The sequence below is a fragment of the Hydrogenimonas sp. genome (genome assembly GCF_029932565.1).
In the GTDB taxonomy this organism is placed as follows: Bacteria; Campylobacterota; Campylobacteria; order Campylobacterales; family Hydrogenimonadaceae; genus Hydrogenimonas.
Genome location: NZ_JAOZPV010000005.1, coordinates 26,556 through 49,014, shown reverse-complemented (window position 1 = coordinate 49,014; position 22,459 = coordinate 26,556). Strand labels below are relative to the sequence as shown.

The following is a 22,459-nucleotide window of genomic DNA, read 5'->3' as shown; positions in this document are numbered from 1 at the left end:
ACTTACTTGTTGATTTTGTCCCAGTTGAGAATCGCTTTGCCTTCCTCTTCATCGACAGCTGCCATACCCATAATGTGGTAGCCGCCGTCGACATAGAGCACTTCGCCGGTCACGCCGCCGGCAAGCGGACTGAGCAGATACATCGCACTGTTGCCGACCTCATCGATCGTGACATTGTTGCGAAGCGGCGCATTGGCTTCGTTCCATTTGAGAATGAATCGAAAATCGCCGATGCCACTGGCGGCGAGTGTCTTGATGGGCCCTGCACTGATGGCATTGACGCGGATTCCCTTGCGCGGTCCCAGATCGGCAGCCAGGTAGCGGACAGAGGCTTCGAGCGCCGCTTTGGCGACACCCATAACGTTATAATTGGGCACATATTTCTCGGCACCCAGATAGCTGAGTGTCAGAATGGAAGCCCCATCGTTCAACATCGGCAGCATATATCGGCTCAGCTCGATGAGACTGTAGACCGAAATATCCATCGCAATGCCGAACGCATCGCGCGTCGTCTCGACAAAGGGATTGGAGAGTGCCTCCTTGGGGGCAAACGCCACGGCGTGAACCACAAAATCGAAGGTTCCCCACTTTTCTTTTAACGACGACGCCAGATTTTCGAACTCTTCCGGCTTGCTCACATCGAGCGGATAGACCATATCGCTGCCGAATTCTGCCGCGATCGGCTCGACCCGTTTCTTCAATGCATCGTTCAGATAGGTAAATGCCAGTTCGGCACCCTGCTCATGGCACGCTTTCGCGATGCCATAGGCGATCGATTTGTTATTGGCGACTCCGACGATGAGGCCGCGTTTGCCTTTCATTATCATAGAAAATCCTTTTTTAGGTAAAAGATAAAAGGTAAAAAGGAAAAGGTATGGAAAACCGCTTCGCTTTTTACCTTTTATCTTTTAAAGATTTGATAGATGCCACAAGCAATTTTACCAGTTCTTCAATCTCCGGTCGTATGCTTTCGTACATTTTCGTCGTCAGATACTCCGAATCGTTCAGTAGCATCAACCAATACTTTGTTTCGTTGGCTTCCTTGAGAGCCACATTCAGCTTGTTGAGAAAATCGGCTCGTGACTGTGCGAACTCCGCTTCATAAATCAAAGCACCGATTGCCGTACCGGATCGTAAAAGCTGTTTGCTTAAAATGTATTCGCCATGCTCTTCCCGAAGCCATTTGCAGAGTTTGACGACACGTAGGGCGAACCGATAGCTTTTCTCCTTGCCGACCGGACCGCCCTGTACCACCTTTTACCTTTTACTTTTCACCTTTTACCTTCGAAAGCATGTCCAACATGCTTTCGACCTCCCAGCTCGCCGTGCCGATCAACGCGCCGTCGCATCCCGGAACGGCCAGAATCTCCGCGATGTTGGCAGGTTTGACACTGCCGCCGTATAGCAGAGGACGCTCGCTTAGATTTTTTATCATTGTATGGGTGGCTTCGATCAGATCGGGGGTCGCGGTTTTGCCGGTCCCGATGGCCCAGACCGGTTCATAGGCGAGAATGAGCCTGTCGTAGACCGTGTCGATGCCCTCGAGCTGCTCGACTATATAGCGTCGTACCGCTTCGTCTCCCGCTTCACGCACTTCCAGCGGTTCGCCGATACAGTAGACGATCGTAAAATTCTGCTCTTTGAACCAGGCATATTTTTGGGCGATGAATTCCTGCGTCTCGCCGAGAATGTGACGGCGCTCACTATGCCCGATCAATAGGGTTTCAATACCGAACTCCCCCAGCTGCTCCAGCCCTGTCTCTCCGGTAAAGGAACCTTTGACGGTCGGATAGGCGTTCTGGGCACCGATGCGGATATCGCTTTGGGTTGCGAAGCGGTCGAGTGCCGTCGCAGGTGGAAAGATATAGACTTCCGAACCGTATCCCATCTTCTGAAGGGCACTGTCGAGGGCTTCGACATATTCATGTGTCGAGGCTCGTGTGTGGTTGGTTTTGAAATTGGCGGCGAGAATCTTTTTACTCATCCTCGTCTCCATCTACCTGCAAGGCGGCGATTCCCGGAAGATTTTTGCCTTCGAGAAGCTCCAGGCTCGCACCGCCGCCGGTAGAGATGAAGGTCATCTCGTCGTCCACGCCGACACGCTGGATCAGGTCGGCCGTGTCGCCCCCGCCGATGATTTTCGTCGCGTACGATTCGGCGACGTAGTTGGCCAGCTTGAAGCTTCCGCGGGAAAACTTATCCATTTCGTAAACTCCCATCGGACCATTCCAGAGGATCGTCTGGACATCCCCCAACGCCTCACGGAAAAGCCGTGTCGAAGCCAGTCCGATATCGAGGCCTATCCAATCTTTCGGAATCTCCTGAAATGTCACATACTTGACCGGTGAATCCTCTTTGAACTCCGGAGCAACGACGAAATCGATCGGCAGATAGAATTTGACACCCAGCCGCTTCGCTTCGTCCATAATGTGCGCTGCATCCTCGAGCAGATCATCTTCGACAAGCGACTGCCCCACTTCATAGCCCCTTGCTTTCCAGAAAGTAAAGGCCATTGCACCACCCACGACCAGTTTGTCGACTTTCGGCAAAAGATTGATGAGTGCCTCGAGTTTTCCCGACACTTTGCTTCCACCGACGATCGCCATGAACGGGCGTGTCGGTTTCTTCAGAAGTTTGTGGAAATATTTGATCTCCTTCTGCAGAAGGAATCCCGCCCCTTTGTGATTTTCGTCGAAGAAGTGCGTGATCGCTTCGACCGAGGCATGGGCACGGTGGCTGACACCGAACGCGTCATTGACGTAAAACTCCGCCATCGAGGCGAACTTTTTCGCCAGATCCATATCGTTTTTCGTTTCACCCGGCTCGAAGCGGACATTTTCGAGCAGCAGAATTTCACCACCCTGCAGTGCCTTGGCTTTTTCGACGGCGTCCGGACCCACCACATCTTTCGCCAGGGCAATATCGTGATGCAGAAGCGCATGAAGACGTTTTGCCACAGGTTTCAGCGAATACTTTTCATTGAACTCTCCCTTGGGCCGTCCCATATGGCTCGCAAGAATGATGGCACACTCATGGTCGAGACAGAACCGGATCGTCTGAAGTGCCGCCCGGATACGCCGGTCGTCGGTAATGTTGCCAAACTCGTCGAGCGGCACATTGAAATCGCATCGTATAAAGACTTTTTTTCCTGCAAGTTCAAGATCTTTGATCGTCAAAAGCTTCATTGTTGCCCTTTGTTTTGATTTGTTCTTATGATATCGATTGTGCCATATTTTTGTTTAGTGCAAGATATGCAGTGCCATGTCGACGAGTCGATTGGCGTACCCCCATTCGTTGTCGTACCATGCCATGATCTTCAACATATTTCCCCCAATCACCTGTGTCAGATCGGTCGACACGATGGCGCTTCGCGTATCGCCACAGAAGTCCTGGCTCACCCCATACCGCTCATCGACACCCAGAATACCGCGAAGCTCTGTTTTCGCTTTTTCGAGAAAGAGCAGATTGACTTCGTCCACACTCGTCTCATTCTCGAGAACGAGATTGAGATCCATCAACGAAACGTCGGGCGTAGGGACCCGAACACTCTGGCCATGCAGTTTTCCCTTCAGATTCGGAAGAACTTTATAGATCGCTTCGGCCGCATGGGTCGTCGTCGGCACGAGATTGACAGCGGCTGCTCGGCAGCGGCGCAAATCTCTGGATGTGGGGGCATCCATCAGATTCTGGCCGCCCGTATAGGCATGAATCGTTGTCATAAGCCCCGTTCGGATCCCATATATCTCATCGAGCGTTTTGGCGATGGGTCCCAGACAGTTGGTGGTGCAGCTGGCATTGGAGATGATCGGTTCGCCTTTGTATGCATCTGCATTGACACCGAAAACGTAGGTAGGAGTGTCGTCCTCGGCTGGTGCGGAGATGATGACACGTTTGGCACCGTGGCGGATATGGGTCTGCACGATGTCGCTGCGAAGGAACCGGCCGCTGCATTCGAGTACGACATCCGCACCGGCATCGGCGAATCGAAGTTCCGAAGGATCAGGAGTCTGAAAGATTCTGACCCGCTGCCCGGCATAGTTCAGACACCCGCCTTCGAGCACCGCCTCTTCATCGAGAGGACCGTGGATACTGTCGAAGTTGGTCAGATAGACAAGCGTTTTCGGATCGGCAAGATCGTTGATGGCAACCAGTTCGACATCCTCCCGTTTCGATACGATGCGTGCCACACTTCGCCCTATACGGCCATATCCGTTTATCGCTATCCTCAATGCCACCCGTTGTCCTTAGCGTCAAAAAATTACGTCGATTTTATCAAATGAAGTGTATAATCACCATTAAATGAATAAAAACATCGCAATTTTCGGCGGAAGTTTCGATCCGCCGCATCTGGGACATCTCGAGATTATCAAAAAAGCGCTGCAGCAGCTTGAGATCGACAAGCTGATTGTCGTACCCGCCTATGTCAGTCCGTTCAAAGAGGGGCATACCGCTCCGCCCGAACTGCGATACAGATGGCTCAAAACCATTACGGCATTCGATCCGAGAATCGAGGTCAGCGACATCGAAATAAAAAAAGAGGGGCCTTCCTATACGATCGATACCGTCAACCATTTTGCACAATTTTTTGATACAATTTACCTCATTATCGGCGCCGACAATCTCAAAGATCTGCACAAATGGCACCGTTTCGACGAATTGGACAAAAAGGTACGATGGGTCGTTGCCACCCGCAACGAGGAATCTGTGCCGGAGGGATTCATCCGTCTCGAGATCGAGATGCCCATCAGTTCGACACAACTTCGAAAAACGATCGACCCACGGTGGATACCGGAACCGATTCGAAACGATGTCGTAAAGTTTTACAGCAAAAAGTCGAAGATATAATCAGTTTTTCCAAAGAAGGAGTAGGATTGAAAAAAGAGTTGCAACGACGTGTCGATCGTATCGTCGATCTTCTGGATCAGAAAAAGGCGGAAGACATTCAGGTGTTCGACCTGCACGACAAAGAATACCTGACACAGGCTGTCATTATCGCCACAACACTGGGAGACAAACATACTCTCGCTTTGCTCGACTATCTGAAAGAGGATCTGAAGCCCGCGGGCGAAACCTTCGTTGCAGTGGACGAAGGAGAACAGTGGACCGTTGTCGATCTCGGGGACATCATGGTCCATCTGATGGTACCCGAGTATCGGGCAAAATACAACCTCGAAGAGTTTCTTGATTCACTCGGGAAAAGAGAGGTAACTTCAAACGAAGAGTGATACCGAGTCCCATCGGCTGCCGGCAGATATAGAGCCCCGGTTTGACCGGAACAGTATGCAAGCTAACTGGCCGGGGCTCTTACACTGTATTTAAGCAAAGAGTGTTCCAGACTTGCGTATTGAGTATTGAAAACACTCCCTGAGTGCCTCTTCCACCATTTCGAATGGGGATTTCACATCTTTTTCATGGCAGTGATGCCGAGCATCTTCAGGCCGACGCGCAACGAGAGCGCCACCATGGCCGAGAGCTTCAGCAGTTTCTCTTCGTACGGCGTTCCGATGACTCTGTTGTCGTAGTAGAACTTGTGGTACAAGCCGGCCAGATATTTCAGATAATCGGTCACTTTCTGAAGCTGGCGACTCTCGAAAGCGTCTTCGAGCACTTCCGGGAGAATAAGGGCGGTAAAGAGAAGATCATACGCATCTTCACCCAGACCGTTTAGTGAAACACGGACAACATCTTTCTGCTCCTTGCCGGCCTTTTCGAAAAGTGAAAAGACGCGTGCATGGGCATAGTTGATATAGTAGATGGGGTTGGAGTTGTCCTCTTTTTTCAGATCTTCGATATCAAATTCGAGATGGGTATCGCTCTTTTTCGTCAAAAATATGAACCGGAGTGCATCGGCTCCGATCTCCTGGACGATATCCTGCATCAGGATGAAGTTGCCGGCGCGTTTGGACATTTTGTAGGGCTCGCCCCCTTTCAGCAGAGAGACCATCTGTGAAAGAATGATTTCGAGCTTCTGGGGATCGTAACCGAAAAAAGCAATGGCGGCTTTGACACGTGCAATGTACCCGTGATGGTCCGCTCCCCAGATATTGATGTAGTGATCATATCCGCGTTCGAATTTCAGGTAGTGATAGATAATGTCGCCCGCCAGATAGGTTGGCCGGCCATCTTCGCGTACGACAACACGATCCTTCTCATCACCGTGCTCGGTCGATTTCAGCCACCATTTCCCATCTTTTTCGTAGACGGCGCCTGCCTCCGCCAGCTTCGTCAAAATCTCGTCCCATTTCTCGTAAAGAGATTTTTCACTGACGTAATGATCGAAAAAGATACCGACATCCGCAAGATTCCGGTTGATGAGCTCCAGCATACGCTCTTTCGCCCACTCCGCGATCTCCGGAATGAACCCTTCGTCCATGAACATCTCTTGTCCGAGTGCTTCGACGGCTTCCCTGGCCAGATCGAGAATATATTCACCGCGGTAATACTCTTCCGGCCACTCGACATCGAGGCCAAGCACCGCTTCGCGTCCCGCCAGATAGACCGAAAGGCCAAGCAGATAGATCTGATTGCCCGCATCGTTGACATAATATTCCCGTTCGATTCTGCAACCGACATGCGTACCAATACGCGCCAGTACGTCGCCCCATACCGCTCCGCGGGCGTGGCCGATGTGTAACGGACCGGTCGGATTGGCACTGACGAACTCCAGTAGAACGGATTGGCCGTTGTCACCTTTTCCAAACGCCTCTTCGTGTTCGAGGGCCCATGTGGCATAGTCGTTCAGAAAATTCTGACTCAGCTTGATATTGACATATCCTTTAAGAGCATCGACCTTTTCGAACATCTCCTCTTCCCGCAGCTTTTCGGCAAGCTCTTCGGCGATCTGCATCGGATTGCGGCGAAGCACCTTCGCCAGCGAAAAGGCGATTGGTGTCGCGTAGTGGCCGAAATTTTTGTCTTTCGGTTTCTCGAGGACGATCGGATGATCGATGTGTTTCTGAAGGGCTTCGTAGACTCGTCGTTTCAAACGTTACCTTTGGCCGGCTCGTTACGCCTCTTTTTTCTCTTCGGTTTTGGCGGTTTCGGTCGTTTCGGCTTTTTGCTCGACCTGTTTTTCAGCCTTCGCGGAAGCGGCCAGCTCCTCCTCTTCCTCCTCTTTCATCGCTTTTTTGAAGTTGCGGATTCCGCTTCCCATTCCTTTGGCGAGTTCGGGAATCTTTTTCGCACCGAAGAGCAATACGACGATCGCGAGAATAATCAGAAGTTCCGGCATTGATGGCATACCCATAGTTGTCTCCTCATAATTTGTGGTTGTAAAATTTCGATTTATTATATCTATCGTTGCCTGTTGCAGGCCTTATAGAACCCATCTACGCGGCAAGCGTTACGTGCCGCGCCACTCGTTGACGAATTGGAGTGTCTGTTTGCGCCCTTTTTTCAGGCGTGCCGCTTTGGCGACGGCGACGAAAGAGTCAAGTGCTCTTTCGAAATCATCGTTGACGATCAGAAAATCGTAGGCGGTGATATATTCGATTTCGATCAAGGCGTTCTCGATACGGTTTTTAATAATGCTCTCATCATCCGTTCCTCTGCTTTTCAGGCGCTTTTCGAGCTCTTCGAGCGTCGGCGTCGTCACAAAAACCGACGTGATCAGATCCCCCATTCTCTCGCGTGCAATGGCGTGTCCCTGCACATCGATATCGAAAATGACGAGTTTTCCCGCCTCCAGCGCTTCACGAATCGGCTTGAGCGACGTACCGTAATAATTCCCGTGGACCTGTGCATACTCCAGAAACTCTCCTGCCCGGATATCGGCTTCGAATGTCTCCTTGTCGACAAAATGGTAGTCGAAACCATCGCGCTCCCCCTCTCTTGGGGAACGCGTCGTCGTGGAAATTGAAAAGTAGTAATCACCTATTTTGTCACTTGCCGCTTTGATCAGCGAACTTTTTCCGGCACCACTGGGACCTGAGATGATCAGTATCGATCCAAATCGATCCGCCATCTATACATCTTTCGGAAACGTGATGTTGATTGTGATCTGTGCACCGGCCAGTAGTTTTCTGAGGGCTTTCGGATCGGTTCCGAGCAACGTGGAAATCAATGCGCTCTCCTTTTCCGTTCCAGCCCCTTTTTCCTGTTCGGATTCCGCAGCAACGAGCTCCTCTTCTGCCTCTTCTCTCCCTTTCTCCTCTTCGACACCCTCTTCCGACAGGGGCTCTCCAAGCACCGTAGCAAGTTCCTCTTCGGAAAGGAGATCGAGCTCCTCTTCTCTTGGCTCTTCCAATGCTATTTCCGCCAGTGCTTCGAGTTCCTCGGCAGGAGCGATTTCGGCAAGCTCTTCCGCCTCCGTCTCCTCCTCTTCCGGTTTCTCGGCTTCCTCTTCTTCCTCTTCACTCTCCATGGCACCAGGCTCTTCCGGAAGCAGCTCCTCTTCGGCGACATTCTCTTCCTCGGCCACAGGAACCTCCTCTTCAAGCAACTCTTTCACTTCGCTGACCAGTTCTTCATCGAGAACGCCACCAAACGGCTCTTCCGTCTCCGGAAGTGTGGCAGGCTCCTCTCTTTCCGCACCTTCACCCTCCAGCCCTTCGAGGTCAAGCCCTTCCAGGACAAGATCGAGTTCCTCCTCTTCCTCCCTTTCCATGATCTCCGTCGTTTCCCCGGCTTCGGCCTCTTCAAGCAGTGCATCGAGGTCGAGTTCCTCAATCTTCTCTTCTTCCGTGCTTTTCTCCTCTTTCGGTGCTTCTTCCGCTGCAGCCTCTTCGCTTGGCGGCATTCCCTCTTCTTTTTTCTCCTCGCCGCCTTCCTCTTCGAGAGAAGCCATCAACGCTTCGAAATCCTCTTCCGGTTCCTCCTCTTTCCCCTTTTCGGAGTTTTCAGCTTCCAACTCTTCCAGAAGGGCATCGAAATCTTCGGACTCACCACTCTCCTCTTCCTTTTGCGATACCTCTTCGGGCATCTCCGCCACACTTTCACCCTCGGCTACGACACCCTCTTCTTTCTCTTCGACCGCTGTTTCGGGAACCGTTTCGCCCTCCCCCTCCTCTTCTACCTCAGGCAGCAGCATATCGTCATGTATTTCGGCCATCAAATCGACCATCTCCGTCGGAAGAAACGGTTTTTTGATGTAATAGTCGAAGCCGGGTGCCCTCTCTTCGTCGTCGGCATAGATCAGACAGATTTTTTTGGCGCCCGTCTTCTCTTTCAACGCTTCGGGACTCATACTCTCGAGTTTCGCATCGTCAATGAAAAGCACATCGTAAGGAGCGTTTTCGATCGTATCGACCGACAGCTCTTCCACAATTTCAAAACCGGATTTCTGGGCACTGAGCCCTGCCAGCTTGGAGACAATCGGATTCTGGTTGATCAGAAGCATATGCATATTGGAAGCCTTTGGTTGAAATGGTTTGTGACATTGGTTTTATTGTATAATCAACATCATTTATTTTTGCTTTAGGATTCCACCATGTGCCGTTTGTGGACCTTTCTACTCCTCGTCACGCACCTTTCGTTCCTTTCGGCGGAGCCGCTATCCACACACTTGTATACACTCCCCTTCGAAGCCGACAGCGCTCTTCAGCGGATAATCAAAACAATCGATTCATCCCACAATCGAATCGATGCGGCCATCTACAGTTTTACCCACAAAACCATTGCGAAACATTTGGCAAAAGCGGCCAAACGCGGTGTCAAAATACGGATCATTTTCGACAAATCGGCCAATCTTCACAACCGAAAAAGTCAGCTTGGATATCTCGCCAAATACCGCAATATAGAAACGTTGGTACTGGAAGGAAAACCCTATCGGAAGAATAGGTCCGAAAAAGCGCTGATGCATATGAAGGTGATGATCGTCGATAACCGCCGTGTCGTCATGGGTTCGGCCAACTGGACCTATTCGGGATTCGGAAAAAACTATGAAGTACTCTGTTTCATCGACGATTATGGAATGGCCAAACAGTTGGAACGTGCGTTCGAAAGAATGGTAAAACGAACCGAAGTCTACTGAGAAAGAGATCTCAAATCCACGCCATCAATATGTGGATGGCTTTCAAAAACTCATCTTTGAAAATCAGCATCATCGAACCGAGCACGACGGACCAGACAAGCAGGGCAAGCGCGATTTTGATAGGGAAACCGACAACGAGGAGGTTGAATTGGGGCATCGTTTTCATCAGCATGCCGAATATGATATCGGAAAGCAGAGAGAGTGCAACGATCGGAAATGCAACCGAAAATCCCATCAGAAAAAGATGGCCCATCGCATTGATGAGATAGTCAAACATGTCGTGATCGAGTACAAAACCGCCAAGGGGTGCCTGCCTGAGCGCTTCGACCATCCACATCAATATCATGTAGTGACCGTTGAATGCAAGCAGAATGAGCAGTGCCATCATTGTCAGAAACTGACTTACAAGCGGCGACTGGATCTGGCTTTGCGGATCCATGACACTCGCGAGCGAAAAGCCCATCACAAAAGCGATCTGCTCGCCGGCATAGGAGAAGATGCCGAAAACAATATTCAGAGCAACCCCGGCTATCAATCCCATGACGATTTCGGAAAGGAGTGCGGTTATAAAAAGTGAAGCCGCCATCGGCTCCGGCGTAATGGGTACTATCGGGTAAAGCACAAGTGTAAGATAGAATGCGAATGCCGCCTTGATTTGCGGTGACACTGACATGTGGTTATAAAACGGCAGGAAGACGAAAAGCGTCGAAAGCCTCACAAAAAGCAGCAGAAAGGTGTAGATGTGATCGGGTTGCAGCAAGCTGTACCAGCTCACCGGATACGCTCCAGTTTCGTATGTTCCAACCGATAGACTCTGTCGCAGCTGTTGGCGATTCTCTCGTCGTGCGTAACAAGGAACAGAGCACCATTGACCTTTTCGATATGCTCGAAAACGGCATCCATCACGATATGCGCTGTCTCGTCATCGAGATTGCCGGTTGGTTCGTCAGCGAAAATGATTCGCGGATTTTTCGAAAGAACCCTTGCGATCGAAATACGCTGCTGCTGTCCTCCCGACAGTTCGGTCACACGCTGATGCAGTACCCCTTCGATACCCAGCCTTTTCATCAGTTTCCCATCCGGTTCCGTATCGCTTAAAAGGGTTGCGATTTCGATGTTTTCCGCCGCACTCATTCCTTTGAAAAGATAGTGAAACTGAAAAATGATACCGATTTCGTACCGCCGTATCGCAAGCCGGTCTTTCGCACCGAGATTGTAGACATCCGAACCGAGCAGACGGACATGACCATGAAGAGGCGGCAGAAGGGTCGCCAGAATATGCAGAAGCGTCGATTTTCCACTGCCGCTGACACCGATGACGGCGACACGTTCATTTTCGCGGATGGATAGATCGATCTCTTCAAAAAGGGGATAGTCGAATGCGTGGGAGAGCTGTTCTGCCTGAAGCAGTACCGGCGCGTCGACAGACGCACCGGAAGGGATTGACAAAGGCATAAAAGATTATTGGCCCATTTGTGCCGCAACTTCCGCTGCGAAATCTTCCTCTTTCTTTTCGATGCCTTCGCCAAGTTCGAAGCGGATGAATTCGACGATTTTCGCCGTACCGCCCGCCGCTTTGGCCGCTTCGTCGAGCACCTGGCCAACCGTTTTTTTGTCGTCCATAACAAACGGCTGGTTGACGAGCGTATTGTCTTTGAGGAATCGTTTGATCTTGCCCGGGAGAATCTTGTCCCAGATCTTTTCGGGCTTGCCCTCTTTTTTGAGCTGCTCGATCGCGATCTCTTTCTCTTTCTCGATCGTTTCGGCCGGAACGGCCTCTTCATCGAGGTAGGCGGGGTTCATCGCAGCGATATGCATCGCGATGTTTTTCAGAGTCGGACGGACCGCTTCGCAGGTTTTGTCGCTGTCGCACTTGGCGGCGACGAGTACGCCCACTTTTCCGTTGCCGTGGATGTAGCCCTCGACCGTGCCATTCTCACCCGCATCGATCGTGACGAAGCGTCGCATGACAATGTTTTCGCCGATTTTCGCGATTTCGCCTTTGAGATACTCTTCGAAGGTCGTGCCGTCGATCTCCGTCTGAAGCAGATCCTCGACCGTCGTCGCTGTCGAGCAGTGGACGTGGCGCGTCGCTTTTTTTACAAGCGATTTGAAATTGTCATTCTGGGCGACGAAGTCGGTTTCGGAGTTGATCTCGGCAATCGTCCCTTTGCGGTGATCGTCGCTGATTTCGATGCTGATTGCACCTTCGCTGGCAACACGGCCCGCTTTTTTCGCGGCGCTGGAGAGCCCTTTTTTGCGAAGCCACTCGACGGCCGCTTCCATGTCACCGTTCGTTTCGGTGAGCGCTTTTTTACAGTCCATCATCCCCGCGTTGGTTCGCTGGCGGAGTTCTTTGACCATCGCTGCTGTTACTGCCATGGTTATTCTCCTTTTGTTTCGTCGGTTTCTTCGGATGCCTCTTCCGCACCTTCCGCTTCGCCCTCTGCAACCGCTTCTTCCGTCACGGCAGCCATCTCCTCCTCGGTCACAGCCTCTTCCTCTTCGGCTTCCTGAGCCGCAAGTTCACGCCCCTCGATGATCGCATCAGCCATTTCGCGGCAGAAAAGCTGAATCGAACGAATCGCGTCGTCGTTGCCCGGAATCGGATAGTCGATGACATCCGGATCACAGTTGGTATCGAGCGGCGCGATAACAGGAATGCCAAGACGTTGGGCCTCTTTGATCGCGATGCGCTCTTTGACTGCATCGACGACGAAGAGATAATCCGGCAGTTTTTTCATATTGCGGATACCGCCGAGATAGTTTTCGAGTTTCTCTTTTTTGCGCTTGAGCATCAGCGCCTCTTTTTTTGTCAGAAGATCCATCTTTCCGCTCTCTTCCATCTCTTCGATCACTTCGAGTTTGCGGATCGATTTGCGGATCGTCTGGTAGTTGGTCAGCATACCGCCAAGCCAGCGTGTCTGGACATACGGCATGCCGCTGCGCTGTGCATGCTCGACAATCGCATTGCGCGCCTGCTTTTTCGTACCGACGAACATGACGGTTTTGCCTTCGGCAGCCGCATCGCGAACGACATTGTAGGTGTAACGGAAGTATCGAAGCGTCTTCTGCAGGTCGATAATATGAATGTTTTTTCGTACGCCGAAAATGAATTTTTTCATCTTCGGGTTCCAACGACGTGTCTGGTGTCCAAAGTGCATACCGCACTCGAGAAGGTCTTTCATAGTGACCATGGGTTCTCCTTGAATGATAATGTTTTACTGTGCCATATGGCCAGGTTTTCAGCGCCTGATGCGCTTCCTCTGTGCCCATCAACACGGTTTTCCGTGCAACCTGTCAAGGATTGACACATGCGAGGTTTCCTTTCCCACTTATGGAAAAAGGGATTGCAATAATACTGAATACCAGCTGAATTTCAGCTTTATTTAACGATAGTGAGACGCCCGCTTCGCGGGCTTAGTGGATAGTTGCGTTTTGGTGAGCCGCGCATCCGTATCTTCAACTTTTCACTTTTAGTTTTTAGTTTTTAACTCTTCCAGCTTCTCCTTCACCGCTTCGACATGGCCTTTGACACGCACTTTCGGCCACACTGCGACGATTTTACCTTCGGGATTTATAAGAAATGTGGAACGGATCACCCCTTCATACTCTTTTCCGTAAAGTTTCTTGGGACCCCAGGCCCCATACGCTTTGAGAACCTCTTTGTTCTCGTCGCTCAGCAGTGTGATCTTCAGCTCTTTTTTCTCGATGAATTTTTGGTGCTTCTGCGGCGAGTCGGGACTCACACCCAGAATGACGGCATCGAGTTCTTCGAATGAGGGCATCGCTTCGGTAAATTCGCACGCTTCCGTCGTACAACCCGGCGTCAGATCTTTCGGATAGAAATAGAGTACGATCCATTTCCCCTTCAGATCACGCAGACAGATTTCGACGTGGTCCTGATTCGGAAGACAGAAATCCGGCGCTTTTTGACCCACTTCCAACATATATCAATCCCTCCTCGCTTTTTTTGCGTTAGTATACCATTATGGAAAAAGATGAACTGCTCAAGGAGATCGAAAAGCTGCTGAGTTTCGATGGCAATCCGACCACTATCAATCCGGACTATCTCGCCTATTTCAGCATCGAAGAGCTCGAGTCGATCAAAAAGGGTCTGGAAGAGAAATATGAGAAGATGGTGGAAGAGAATTTTGAGTGGCTGCAGCAATTCAAAAAAGAGTCATAGCGATTCATCATCTACCGTTTTAATGCCTCTCGCTTTCGCTTCAGCGGTCATAATTCCCGCCTCTTTTTCGCTCAGCAGATTGCCCTCTTCGTCATACAGTCTGCCCGTACAGACTCCACAGCTCGGACTGCGCGCTTTTCCGACAAACAGATCGATTTCGGGATTGTCATCGAAAAACTTTTCAGCGTAGTCGACAATCGGACCCGTGCGATCCTCTCTGGAAAATTTGGTCAGTGCTTTGACTCCTTCGGAGGTTGCGGTGAGATCCATCGCTTCCCGCGGCGTGCCGAAACAAGCATCTTCGGGACAGAAAAGCACGATTTCACACCCCTCCTTTTCCAGTTTTTTTATCACCTCCGGATTGCCCTTCGGTTCGGCGTTGTAGCGGCAGTTATGGCCGGCCAGACAGGCACTGACGGCAACTCTTTTTTTAGAGCCCATCTCAGAAAATCACCACCGACTGGATCTCCGTGAACTCTTCGAGAGCGAATTCCGGTCCCTCGCGGCCGACACCGCTGAGTTTCATCCCGCCGTAGGGTTGAATGTCGAATCGCACCGTGGGAACGTCGTTGACGACAATCCCGCCGCACTCGAATTCATCGAGTGCACGCTGTGTCATCTTCAGATCGTTGGTAAAGACGGAGAACTGCAGACCGTAGGGTGAATCGTTCATCTTTGCTACCGCTTCATCGAAACTTTCGACTTTGACGAGACTGACGATCGGTGCAAAGACCTCTTCGCAGACGATCGCCATATCGTCTGTCACATCTCCCATTACGGTGGGTGCGAATATACCGTCGACAAGCTCCCCGCCAACCACGACACGGGCACCTTCTCCTTTCGCGCTTTCGACCCACTTCATCGCCCGCTCTCGCGCCTCCTCATTGATCAACGGCCCCATAAACGTATCATCCTCGTACGGGCTTCCCACTTTCAGTTTCTTCGTCTCTTCGGTCATGGCTGCAGCGAAATCCTCGTAGATGGCAGCATCGACATAGATGCGCTGCAGCGAGATACAGACCTGGCCGGAATTGACGAAGGCTCCGACGGCACATCGCGCCGCAGCATAGCCGATATCGGCACTTCTTTCGACGAATGTCGCCGCATTGCCTCCCAGCTCCAGGCTCACCTTCTTGATACCGGCACTCTTCGTGATGATATTGCCGACCGGTACGCTGCCGGTAAAACTGATGACACGGGGAATATCGTTTGTCACGAGCGCACTGCCGACTTCCGCATCACCATATACGAGACTGAGGGCATCTTCGACGGCATAGTCGCTTTCGATAAAAAGTTTGGCGAACAGATAGCCCGTCGCCGGCGCTTCCGGCGTCGGCTTGAGCACGACGCTACAGCCGGCTCCCAGCGCAGGGGCAAGCTTGTGCGCGGCGAGATTGAGCGGAAAGTTGAACGGTGTGATGGCGACGACAACACCGGCCGGCACGCGGCGCCAGAACGCGGTCGACTTGCGCCCGCTCGGTGTCGCGTCGGTCGGAATGGTTTCACCCCGAAAATGTGTCAGGGCATCCGCCGTCAATTCGATCGTCTCGACACAGCGGTCCACTTCGATTCGGCTGAACATGATCGGCTTGCCGATTTCGTCCGTAATGGTTCTGGCAAACATCTCTTTCTGCTCTCTCAGCCGTTTGGCAACGTCCCTGAGCCAGGCGATACGTTGCGACAGGGGTGCTTTTCTGGTATCCTCGAATGCCTGTTCGGCTATTTTCAGTGCGGCTCTGGCATCGTCTGCACCGCAGAGAGGATAGCTCGACACCGTTTCACCGCTGTAAGGCGACTTTCTCTCTCCTTTTTTGTCACTCTCCAATGCGTTGGAACCCATATATATTTTTGCTTTCACCATCCTTTTTGCTCCTCGTTTTTTTTCAAAACTGCTTTTAATCTATTATAAGATAAAATCAACCACTTTTTATTGAAACGACAACAATCTGGAGAGATGAATGAAAAAAGCCGATACCATCTGGATGAACGGCCGACTCGTTCCGTGGGACGAGGCAAATGTTCACATTCTGACACATACACTGCACTACGGAAACGGCGTTTTCGAAGGCACACGCGCCTACAAAACCGAAAAGGGGCTGGCCATTTTCCGTCTGAGAGACCATACGAAGCGTCTTCTCGATTCCGCGAAAATCACGATGATCAAATCGCCCTATACGCTCGAAGAGCTGGAAGCGGCACAGCTTGAATTGCTGCGTGAAAACCATTTCGATGGCAATGTCTACATTCGTCCGCTGATCTATCTGGGCTATGGCGTGATGGGTCTCTACCATATCAACGCCCCGGTCGAAGTCGCCATCGCGGCATGGGAGTGGGGAAGCTATCTGGGTGACGAAGGGCTCGAAAAGGGCATCCGTGTCAAAATCTCGTCGTTCGCGCGCAACTCGGTCAAATCGACGATGGGAAAAGCCAAAGCGGTCGCCAACTACCTCAACAGCCAGATGGCAAAATTCGAAGCACTCGAAGCGGGCTATGAAGAGGCTCTCCTGCTCGATGACGAAGGATTTATCGCCGAAGGAAGCGGCGAATGTTTCTTTATCGTCAGAAACGGAAAAATCATCACACCGCCAAACGACAACAGTCTCGAATCGATCACACAGGCGACCGTCATCGAACTGGCGGAAAAATTGGGCTATACGGTCGAGCACCGCCGCATCACGCGCGACGAAGTCTACATCGCCGACGAAGCTTTCTTCACCGGTACCGCGGCGGAAGTGACACCGGTACGCGAAGTTGACGCCCGCATCATCGGCGAAGGACACCGGGGCCCGATCACCGAGCATTTGCAGCAGGAGTATTTCAATGTCGTCTACGGGCGCAACAAAGATTTCGAACACTATTTGACCTATATCTAAAAACAAGTGAGAGGGTAGGAAGGTGAGAGGGTAGGAAAGAAAAAGTCTTTACCATCTCCTCTTACCAGCCGTGAAACGGCGAACTCACCTTCTCACCTTCCGACCAAATAAAAAAGGATTATCATGCCAGCAGACATGAACGACTATTTCAACAAACAGCGGGGCGAAGGGGGAGAGAACCGGCCCCCGAAGCCCCCTCAGTTTATCCAGGATTTCAGCAAAAAGGCGACCGTACTCTATGTATTGATCATCGTTGCGGCACTCCTGATCTTTTTCAAGCCTTTCGTCGTCATCAATTCGGGTGAAGTGGGCATTCTCAAAACAGCGGGTAAGTTCAATCCCGATCCGCTTCAGCCGGGACTGCATCTCTTCATTCCGGCCATTCAGGATGTCATCGTCGTCGATACGCGTGTGCGGATCGTCAACTACAAGACAACGGCCGGCGAAGGTGATTTTGACCGGCGCGGCGGCGTATTGATCAAACCGGCGATCGAAGTGTTGGACGCACGGGGCCTTCCCGTCAACATCGAACTGACGGTACAGTACCGCCTCAATCCGATGCGTGCCCCGCAGACGGTCGCCGAATGGGGCCTGAACTGGGAAGAAAAAATCATCAACCCCGTCGTGCGTGACGTGGTGCGTAACGTCATCGGGCAGTACAAAGCCGAAGAGCTTCCGGTCAAACGGAACGAAATCGCAATCAAAATTCAGAATGACATCGCGAAAGAGATCGACAAACTGGAGCACAATCCGGTCGAACTGGTTGCCGTGCAGCTGCGCTCCATCATCCTTCCGCAGAAGATCAAGGAGCAGATCGAACGGGTCCAGATCGCCAAGCAAGAGGCGGAACGCGTCAAGTACGAAGTGTTGAGAGCCAAGCAGGAGGCGGAGAAGAAAGCGGCACTGGCACACGGTACCGCCGAAGCGAAAAAGATCCAGGCGCAGGGCGAAGCGGATCGCATCCGCATCGAAGCGGAAGCGCAGGCGAAAGCGAACAAGCTGATCAGCAATTCGCTCACCAACGAACTTCTCCGGCTTCGCCAGATCGAAGTCCAGGGCAAATTCAACGAAGCGCTCAAGACCAACAGAGATGCAAAAATATTCCTGACACCCGGCGGTGCAGTGCCGAATATCTGGATCGACACGAAAGATAAACAGCGAAGCTCCGTAGTCGGCCAATAACGGAGAAAGATACAAAGGCAGAAAATGGGTGAAACCATGAAAATCGATTGGGAAAAGAGTCCGCTGATTCCGGTCATCGTGCAGGATGTCGATACCAAAGAGGTATTGATGCTCGCCTACATGAACCGGGAGGCTTTCGAGCTGAGCCGGGATACCGGCTTTGCCCACTACTACTCCCGAAGCCGCAAACGGCTCTGGAAAAAAGGGGAAACCAGCGGACATACGCAGGAGATTGCCCAGATGCTGCTCGACTGCGATGCCGATACGCTTCTGCTTCTCGTCCATCAACAGGGTGTGGCCTGCCATACCGGCCGAAAAAGCTGCTTTTTTACCGATATCAAAGCAGAAAAAACGGTCTGCGAAGCGGATATCGACACGACGGCTGTATATGGCGTTATCGACACACTCTACCATACGATTCTGGAGCGGAAACATAGCGACCCCGCCAGCTCCTACACCGCCAAGCTCCTGCAGGGCAAAGAGAACAGTATGCTGAAAAAAGTGGTCGAGGAGGCGGGGGAGTTCTGCTTCGCCGTCAAGGATGGCGATGAAGAGGAGATCGTTTACGAATGCGCCGATCTCACTTACCATGTGCTGGTTGCTCTGGGAAAGACGGAGATATCACCGGACCGTATCAGGCAGGAACTGGCCCGCCGGTTCGGAATGAGCGGAATCGAAGAGAAAAACAGCCGCACCGATGACTGAACTGCTCAGACACTATCTCCTCTATTCGTTTCATTCATTGACGAAATACGACTATATGGCCATCGGATGGATTCTTTTCCTGGCCATTCTTCTGATGGTACTCGGTGCCTTCATCAAACGCAGAAGTCTCTCCTACTCTCTTCTCTTTTTCGGCCTTTTTCTCCTCTTTTTCGGTCCTCCTGTCATTAAAATGGCCATGGATCTCTATCTGCGGGCCGCCACGGTCACAATCGAAAAGGTGAAACCTCTCAATTTCAGCCGCTCACTGATCGTCGAAGGGACGATCGAAAACAGTGGCAGGATCGATTTCTCATCCTGCGATATCGTTCTCTCCGTCTATCGGCCGAATGGTCTGCTGAAAGAGTGGTCCGCCGTTTTGAAGCCGCACAGAGTCGACATCGAGCATTTCGAAATGCCACTGGAGCGCGGGATAGCTAAACCCTTCAAGATTATCGTCGATCATTTTAGCAACAAAGATGATTTCAATGTAAGCGTGCGTGCGAGGTGCTACCCATGATCTACCTGACCATCGTTCATTGGCTGGTTCTTCTCTTTTTTTTGGCTCTATTCATTCTTCTCGTTATCATCTCGAGAAAAGAGACACGTCCCAACGTATTCTGGTCGATGGTCTTCGCATCGTTTCTCGTTACGACGACGGCGGCTGTGTTCAGCATGTTCGTACTCGACAAATATACCAAGAAGGGGAAACTGCTCTCCGTCGAAAATCACAGAATCCTGCGTACGGAAGAGATCATTTTCAAAGGCAAAGTGCAGAATGTCGGGAAATTCATGATCGGGAAATGCAAACTGACGATCAAAATGATCAACAATCCTGTCGAATCCGGCAAATTGAGCGGAAGCCAGATCTACCAGCCTTCCGGATTCGGAAACTTTCTGAAATCGAAAAAAGAGCTGAAAGAGCGCCCCAACACCATCAAAAGGGAATTTATCGTGGCCAAACGCCTCAAGCCGGACGAAACGCGCCCTTTCACGATACGGATGCACTACCCTCCCTATTTCACGAAAACACGTTTAATCTATAAGCTGCACTGCCACTGAGTAGTGGGTAGTGGAAGCTGATACACGTCAGCTTCATCCAAAATAAAAATGGGCGAAGCCCCCCGGCTTTCCTCCTTCGTTTACCGTTCACTTCGTTTCAATAGATATATCCTGCTTCTCTGAGCGCGGCACGGATATGTTTCATCTGCTCGTGTTTGCTGCGGCACCATTCGGGTGCAAGCAGCGAGTCGTCTTCGATGCCTGCCGTAACACGCTGGACACTGATCGTCGGCGGCAACATCCTGATCGATTCGACCAGCAATCTGATATAGGTCGCCTCGTCGATCGGTGTAAATTTGCCTTTCAGATAATCGACAGCGAGCGCCGTATTTCTGACGACATAGAGCGGATGGATCTTGATCGAGTCAATACCCCATGCGATCGACTCGCGAACCGTATCGAGCATCATCGCTTCCGTTTCACCGGGCAGTCCGAAAATGATATGGCCGCAGACATTGAGCCCCCTCGCCTTGCTTTTCGCGATCCACGCCCTGACATTGGCACTGTCATGTCCCCGATTGATCGCCTCAAGAGTTTCGTCATAGATCGATTGAATGCCATACTCGATCCAGATTTCATACGTTTCCGAAAGCTCGGCCAGATAGTCCAGAATCTCCTCGGTGACGCTGTCGCTGCGTGTTCCAATACTCAGGCCGATGCAGCCGGGCTGGCGCAACGCCTCTTCATAAAGCGCTTTGAGTGTTTCGATGGGGGCATAGGTGTTGGTAAACGACTGAAAATAGGCCAGGAATTTTTTGACACCATACTTTCCGGCCAGTCGCCGACTTGTCTCACGATACTGGATACGCACCTGGTCGAGCTGTTTTTCGAGCAACGGATTGTCGGAAGAGTCCGGGTTGAGATAGAACTTTTTCGACGGTTTGGCGAGATTGGGGCTGAACGATTCGTTCAGGCAGAATGTGCACCCCCCCTTGGCTACAGTGCCGTCAATATTCGGACAGGTAAACCCAAGAATACTGAGCGGTACTTTGTAGACATCCTCGCCAAATTTTTTGCGAAAATAGCGTCCGATCGTGAATACTTTCTTCACACTCCCCCTTTGATTGTGCATACACATTGCCCGGATTATATCCGGACGGTTTTTCAAAATGTTAAGATCGGACATCTATTTAGACAATATAATTTCCGTCAAAGCAGGCTTTGCAGTAGTTCTGATCGTCGCCCACAGCCTTCATCATACCGTCAATCGAAATGAATGCCAGCGTATCGGCACCGATATAGTCACAGACCTCCTCCGTGCTCATCTGCGCACTGATCAGCTTCTCTTTGTCGGGCGTGTCGACACCGTAATAGCACGGTCCTGTCGTAGGGGGCGAGGAGATACGCATATGCACCTCTTTCGCGCCCGCCTCTTTGAGCATCGAGACAATCTGCTTGCTGGTCGTTCCCCGCACGATCGAATCGTCGATGACGATCAGACGTTTCCCCTCGATCACTTCGCGAATCGGACTCAGTTTCATTTTGACTTTCAGATTGCGCAGCTCCTGGGTCGGCTCGATAAACGTACGCCCGACATAATGGTTTCGCATGATGCCGAGTTCGAACGGTATGCCGCTCTCCTGCGAATATCCGAGTGCCGCCGCGACACCGCTATCTGGTACCGGTATGACCATGTCGGCATCCACAGGAAGCTCTTTGGCCAGTTCCCGTCCCATCTTCTTGCGAAGCGTGTAGACATTTTTGCCGAAAACAACACTGTCTGGGCGTGCGAAATAGATATATTCGAAAATACATTTGTGTGGATTGGGATCAAACACCTGAATCGATTTCGGTGGTTTTCCCTTTTCAAAAATCAGCATCTCGCCCGGTCTGATATCTCGGACAAATTCCGCGCCCACCAGGTCGAATGCACATGTTTCACTGGCGACCATATAGCCATCCCCCAGTTTCGCGAGCGAGAGCGGCCGGAAACCGAACCGATCGCGCACCGCGTACATTTTGCTTCGGCTCTGTATGATGAAACTGTAGGCACCTTCCACCTTGTGCAGTGCATCGACAATACGGTCGATCAGACGATCCTTCTCGCTCTTGGCGATCAGGTGGATCATATTTTCGGTATCCATAAAGGTTTGGAAAATGGCCCCCCGCTTGATGAGCTGCTCGCGCACCTCCTGGGCATTGGTCAGGTTGCCGTTGTGGACGATCGCGATTTCCCCAAGATCGTAACGGGCGAAAACGGGCTGGGCATCGAGTATGGAGTCGTCTCCGGCGGTGGAGTATCGGGTGTGGCCGATCGCCATGTCACCTTTCAGTTTTTTGATCTTCTTCTCACTGAAGACCCGCGTCACGAGGCCGCGGTCTTTGATCAGATGGAACTTGCCGTCCCTGTTCGAGCAGATACCCGCCGCCTCCTGGCCGCGATGCTGCAGGGCAAAAAGCCCGAAAAAAGCGATCTGCGCCGCCCCTTTGACATCGAAAACTCCGACAACCGCACACTTTTCATTCAGAAATCGTTCCATA

Annotated in this window: 27 protein-coding genes; 9 read left to right on the top strand and 18 right to left on the bottom strand. The window is 51.5% G+C overall.

All coding sequences use genetic code 11. The features are described 5' to 3' along the window. Positions 1-2 precede the first annotated feature (2 nt). From fabI to gap, 5 genes are all read right to left on the bottom strand, one after another. Positions 3-827, bottom strand: a complete 825-nt coding sequence (gene fabI / locus Q1K24_RS01660) for an enoyl-ACP reductase FabI (protein ID WP_300364979.1) — start codon at positions 825-827, stop codon at positions 3-5. 67 nt (positions 828-894) lie between these two features. After that, positions 895-1,254 (bottom strand): four helix bundle protein, encoded by a 360-nt coding sequence (locus Q1K24_RS01655; RefSeq protein ID WP_300364976.1) that lies wholly within the window; start codon positions 1,252-1,254, stop codon positions 895-897. A 10-nt stretch (positions 1,255-1,264) separates the two neighbouring features. Beyond that, positions 1,265-1,984: a triose-phosphate isomerase gene (locus Q1K24_RS01650; RefSeq protein ID WP_300364973.1), complete on the bottom strand. Its 720-nt coding sequence runs from the start codon at positions 1,982-1,984 to the stop codon at positions 1,265-1,267. Next, positions 1,977-3,185, bottom strand: coding sequence for a phosphoglycerate kinase (locus Q1K24_RS01645; RefSeq protein WP_300364970.1), 1,209 nt, complete (start codon positions 3,183-3,185; stop codon positions 1,977-1,979). The genes Q1K24_RS01650 and Q1K24_RS01645 overlap by 8 nt, the downstream gene beginning before the upstream one ends. Before the next feature lie 54 nt (positions 3,186-3,239). After that, entirely contained in the window at positions 3,240-4,235 is a 996-nt protein-coding gene (gene gap / locus Q1K24_RS01640) for a type I glyceraldehyde-3-phosphate dehydrogenase (RefSeq protein WP_300364967.1), read from the bottom strand. A gap of 64 nt (positions 4,236-4,299) precedes the next feature. Between gap and nadD the strand changes: the two genes are divergently transcribed. Together nadD and rsfS are read left to right on the top strand one after the other, a co-directional pair. Then, positions 4,300-4,845 (top strand): nicotinate (nicotinamide) nucleotide adenylyltransferase, encoded by a 546-nt coding sequence (gene nadD / locus Q1K24_RS01635; RefSeq protein WP_300364964.1) that lies wholly within the window; start codon positions 4,300-4,302, stop codon positions 4,843-4,845. A gap of 38 nt (positions 4,846-4,883) precedes the next feature. Then, a complete protein-coding gene (rsfS, locus tag Q1K24_RS01630; RefSeq protein WP_300364985.1) occupies positions 4,884-5,225 on the top strand; it encodes a ribosome silencing factor in 342 nt (113 codons plus the stop codon). A gap of 173 nt (positions 5,226-5,398) precedes the next feature. Here rsfS and argS read toward each other — a convergent pair whose 3' ends face one another. The 4 genes from argS to Q1K24_RS01610 all read right to left on the bottom strand — a co-directional run bounded on the left by argS (position 5,399) and on the right by Q1K24_RS01610 (position 9,343). Next, a complete protein-coding gene (argS, locus tag Q1K24_RS01625) occupies positions 5,399-6,985 on the bottom strand; it encodes an arginine--tRNA ligase (protein ID WP_300364961.1) in 1,587 nt (528 codons plus the stop codon). A 21-nt stretch (positions 6,986-7,006) separates the two neighbouring features. Then, positions 7,007-7,246 carry a twin-arginine translocase TatA/TatE family subunit gene (locus Q1K24_RS01620; RefSeq protein WP_300364958.1) on the bottom strand — a complete coding sequence of 80 codons (240 nt, stop codon included), beginning with the start codon at positions 7,244-7,246 and terminating at the stop codon, positions 7,007-7,009. 96 nt (positions 7,247-7,342) lie between these two features. Next, positions 7,343-7,963, bottom strand: a complete 621-nt coding sequence (gmk, locus tag Q1K24_RS01615; protein ID WP_300364956.1) for a guanylate kinase — start codon at positions 7,961-7,963, stop codon at positions 7,343-7,345. Next, on the bottom strand, positions 7,964-9,343 hold the full coding sequence (locus tag Q1K24_RS01610) for a hypothetical protein (RefSeq protein WP_300364954.1): 1,380 nt from the start codon (positions 9,341-9,343) through the stop codon (positions 7,964-7,966). It lies immediately after the preceding gene. A gap of 84 nt (positions 9,344-9,427) precedes the next feature. Here Q1K24_RS01610 and Q1K24_RS01605 point away from each other — a divergent pair, with 84 nt between their 5' ends. Then, the gene (locus tag Q1K24_RS01605) at positions 9,428-9,970 is read left to right on the top strand and encodes a phospholipase D-like domain-containing protein (RefSeq protein ID WP_300364952.1); all 543 of its coding nucleotides are present in this window, start codon (positions 9,428-9,430) and stop codon (positions 9,968-9,970) included. Positions 9,971-9,980: 10 nt separating this feature from the next. On the opposite strand, the gene fliR is transcribed toward Q1K24_RS01605, so the two are convergent. The 5 genes from fliR to bcp all read right to left on the bottom strand — a co-directional run bounded on the left by fliR (position 9,981) and on the right by bcp (position 13,920). Next, complete coding sequence (gene fliR, locus Q1K24_RS01600) at positions 9,981-10,745, bottom strand: flagellar biosynthetic protein FliR (RefSeq protein ID WP_300364951.1); 765 nt, start codon at positions 10,743-10,745, stop codon at positions 9,981-9,983. Beyond that, entirely contained in the window at positions 10,742-11,425 is a 684-nt protein-coding gene (locus Q1K24_RS01595; protein WP_300364949.1) for an ABC transporter ATP-binding protein, read from the bottom strand. The genes fliR and Q1K24_RS01595 overlap by 4 nt, the downstream gene beginning before the upstream one ends. A 6-nt stretch (positions 11,426-11,431) precedes the next feature. Continuing rightward, positions 11,432-12,352, bottom strand: a complete 921-nt coding sequence (tsf, locus tag Q1K24_RS01590) for a translation elongation factor Ts (RefSeq protein WP_300364947.1) — start codon at positions 12,350-12,352, stop codon at positions 11,432-11,434. Positions 12,353-12,354: 2 nt separating this feature from the next. Next, entirely contained in the window at positions 12,355-13,167 is an 813-nt protein-coding gene (gene rpsB, locus Q1K24_RS01585; RefSeq protein WP_300364945.1) for a 30S ribosomal protein S2, read from the bottom strand. 279 nt (positions 13,168-13,446) lie between these two features. After that, positions 13,447-13,920, bottom strand: a complete 474-nt coding sequence (bcp, locus tag Q1K24_RS01580) for a thioredoxin-dependent thiol peroxidase (protein ID WP_300364943.1) — start codon at positions 13,918-13,920, stop codon at positions 13,447-13,449. Between the two features lie 41 nt (positions 13,921-13,961). On the opposite strand from bcp, the gene Q1K24_RS01575 reads away from it, so the two are divergent. Beyond that, entirely contained in the window at positions 13,962-14,159 is a 198-nt protein-coding gene (locus Q1K24_RS01575; protein WP_300364941.1) for a hypothetical protein, read from the top strand. Here the strand turns inward: Q1K24_RS01575 and Q1K24_RS01570 are convergent. Further along, entirely contained in the window at positions 14,154-14,600 is a 447-nt protein-coding gene (locus tag Q1K24_RS01570; RefSeq protein WP_300364939.1) for a DUF523 domain-containing protein, read from the bottom strand. The two genes, Q1K24_RS01575 and Q1K24_RS01570, sit on opposite strands and share 6 nt — an antisense overlap. A 1-nt stretch (position 14,601) precedes the next feature. Then, positions 14,602-16,020: an aldehyde dehydrogenase family protein gene (locus tag Q1K24_RS01565; RefSeq protein ID WP_300364937.1), complete on the bottom strand. Its 1,419-nt coding sequence runs from the start codon at positions 16,018-16,020 to the stop codon at positions 14,602-14,604. Positions 16,021-16,117: 97 nt separating this feature from the next. Here Q1K24_RS01565 and Q1K24_RS01560 point away from each other — a divergent pair, with 97 nt between their 5' ends. From Q1K24_RS01560 to Q1K24_RS01540, 5 genes are all read left to right on the top strand, one after another. Beyond that, entirely contained in the window at positions 16,118-17,032 is a 915-nt protein-coding gene (locus Q1K24_RS01560) for a branched-chain amino acid transaminase (protein ID WP_300364935.1), read from the top strand. A gap of 123 nt (positions 17,033-17,155) precedes the next feature. Then, positions 17,156-18,214 (top strand): SPFH domain-containing protein, encoded by a 1,059-nt coding sequence (locus Q1K24_RS01555; RefSeq protein WP_300364933.1) that lies wholly within the window; start codon positions 17,156-17,158, stop codon positions 18,212-18,214. A gap of 24 nt (positions 18,215-18,238) precedes the next feature. Next, positions 18,239-18,919 (top strand): bifunctional phosphoribosyl-AMP cyclohydrolase/phosphoribosyl-ATP diphosphatase HisIE, encoded by a 681-nt coding sequence (gene hisIE / locus Q1K24_RS01550; RefSeq protein WP_300364931.1) that lies wholly within the window; start codon positions 18,239-18,241, stop codon positions 18,917-18,919. Next, positions 18,912-19,436: a DUF2393 family protein gene (locus tag Q1K24_RS01545; protein WP_300364929.1), complete on the top strand. Its 525-nt coding sequence runs from the start codon at positions 18,912-18,914 to the stop codon at positions 19,434-19,436. Before hisIE ends, Q1K24_RS01545 begins: the two co-directional genes overlap by 8 nt. Beyond that, positions 19,433-19,978: a DUF2393 family protein gene (locus Q1K24_RS01540; protein WP_300364927.1), complete on the top strand. Its 546-nt coding sequence runs from the start codon at positions 19,433-19,435 to the stop codon at positions 19,976-19,978. Before Q1K24_RS01545 ends, Q1K24_RS01540 begins: the two co-directional genes overlap by 4 nt. 97 nt (positions 19,979-20,075) lie before the next feature. Here Q1K24_RS01540 and Q1K24_RS01535 read toward each other — a convergent pair whose 3' ends face one another. Next, on the bottom strand, positions 20,076-21,029 hold the full coding sequence (locus tag Q1K24_RS01535) for a TIGR01212 family radical SAM protein (protein ID WP_300364925.1): 954 nt from the start codon (positions 21,027-21,029) through the stop codon (positions 20,076-20,078). 79 nt (positions 21,030-21,108) lie between these two features. Next, a complete protein-coding gene (purF, locus tag Q1K24_RS01530; RefSeq protein WP_300364923.1) occupies positions 21,109-22,458 on the bottom strand; it encodes an amidophosphoribosyltransferase in 1,350 nt (449 codons plus the stop codon). Between the last annotated feature and the right edge of the window lies 1 nt (position 22,459).

What these genes read in the sequence shown, in the direction of transcription:
- Q1K24_RS01575 (WP_300364941.1), top strand. Translation starts at nt 13,962, where the DNA reads ATGGAAAAAGATGAACTGCTCAAGGAGATCGAAAAGCTGCTGAGTTTC.
- Q1K24_RS01610 (WP_300364954.1), bottom strand. Translation starts at nt 9,343, where the DNA reads ATGCATATGCTTCTGATCAACCAGAATCCGATTGTCTCCAAGCTGGCA.
- Q1K24_RS01650 (WP_300364973.1), bottom strand. Translation starts at nt 1,984, where the DNA reads ATGAGTAAAAAGATTCTCGCCGCCAATTTCAAAACCAACCACACACGA.
- Q1K24_RS01570 (WP_300364939.1), bottom strand. Translation starts at nt 14,600, where the DNA reads ATGGGCTCTAAAAAAAGAGTTGCCGTCAGTGCCTGTCTGGCCGGCCAT.
- Q1K24_RS01620 (WP_300364958.1), bottom strand. Translation starts at nt 7,246, where the DNA reads ATGGGTATGCCATCAATGCCGGAACTTCTGATTATTCTCGCGATCGTC.
- Q1K24_RS01540 (WP_300364927.1), top strand. Translation starts at nt 19,433, where the DNA reads ATGATCTACCTGACCATCGTTCATTGGCTGGTTCTTCTCTTTTTTTTG.
- Q1K24_RS01555 (WP_300364933.1), top strand. Translation starts at nt 17,156, where the DNA reads ATGCCAGCAGACATGAACGACTATTTCAACAAACAGCGGGGCGAAGGG.
- Q1K24_RS01645 (WP_300364970.1), bottom strand. Translation starts at nt 3,185, where the DNA reads ATGAAGCTTTTGACGATCAAAGATCTTGAACTTGCAGGAAAAAAAGTC.
- Q1K24_RS01560 (WP_300364935.1), top strand. Translation starts at nt 16,118, where the DNA reads ATGAAAAAAGCCGATACCATCTGGATGAACGGCCGACTCGTTCCGTGG.
- fabI (WP_300364979.1), bottom strand. Translation starts at nt 827, where the DNA reads ATGATAATGAAAGGCAAACGCGGCCTCATCGTCGGAGTCGCCAATAAC.
- Q1K24_RS01595 (WP_300364949.1), bottom strand. Translation starts at nt 11,425, where the DNA reads ATGCCTTTGTCAATCCCTTCCGGTGCGTCTGTCGACGCGCCGGTACTG.
- Q1K24_RS01565 (WP_300364937.1), bottom strand. Translation starts at nt 16,020, where the DNA reads ATGGTGAAAGCAAAAATATATATGGGTTCCAACGCATTGGAGAGTGAC.
- Q1K24_RS01605 (WP_300364952.1), top strand. Translation starts at nt 9,428, where the DNA reads ATGTGCCGTTTGTGGACCTTTCTACTCCTCGTCACGCACCTTTCGTTC.
- bcp (WP_300364943.1), bottom strand. Translation starts at nt 13,920, where the DNA reads ATGTTGGAAGTGGGTCAAAAAGCGCCGGATTTCTGTCTTCCGAATCAG.
- rpsB (WP_300364945.1), bottom strand. Translation starts at nt 13,167, where the DNA reads ATGGTCACTATGAAAGACCTTCTCGAGTGCGGTATGCACTTTGGACAC.
- Q1K24_RS01545 (WP_300364929.1), top strand. Translation starts at nt 18,912, where the DNA reads ATGACTGAACTGCTCAGACACTATCTCCTCTATTCGTTTCATTCATTG.
- hisIE (WP_300364931.1), top strand. Translation starts at nt 18,239, where the DNA reads ATGGGTGAAACCATGAAAATCGATTGGGAAAAGAGTCCGCTGATTCCG.
- nadD (WP_300364964.1), top strand. Translation starts at nt 4,300, where the DNA reads ATGAATAAAAACATCGCAATTTTCGGCGGAAGTTTCGATCCGCCGCAT.
- gmk (WP_300364956.1), bottom strand. Translation starts at nt 7,963, where the DNA reads ATGGCGGATCGATTTGGATCGATACTGATCATCTCAGGTCCCAGTGGT.
- tsf (WP_300364947.1), bottom strand. Translation starts at nt 12,352, where the DNA reads ATGGCAGTAACAGCAGCGATGGTCAAAGAACTCCGCCAGCGAACCAAC.
- purF (WP_300364923.1), bottom strand. Translation starts at nt 22,458, where the DNA reads ATGGAACGATTTCTGAATGAAAAGTGTGCGGTTGTCGGAGTTTTCGAT.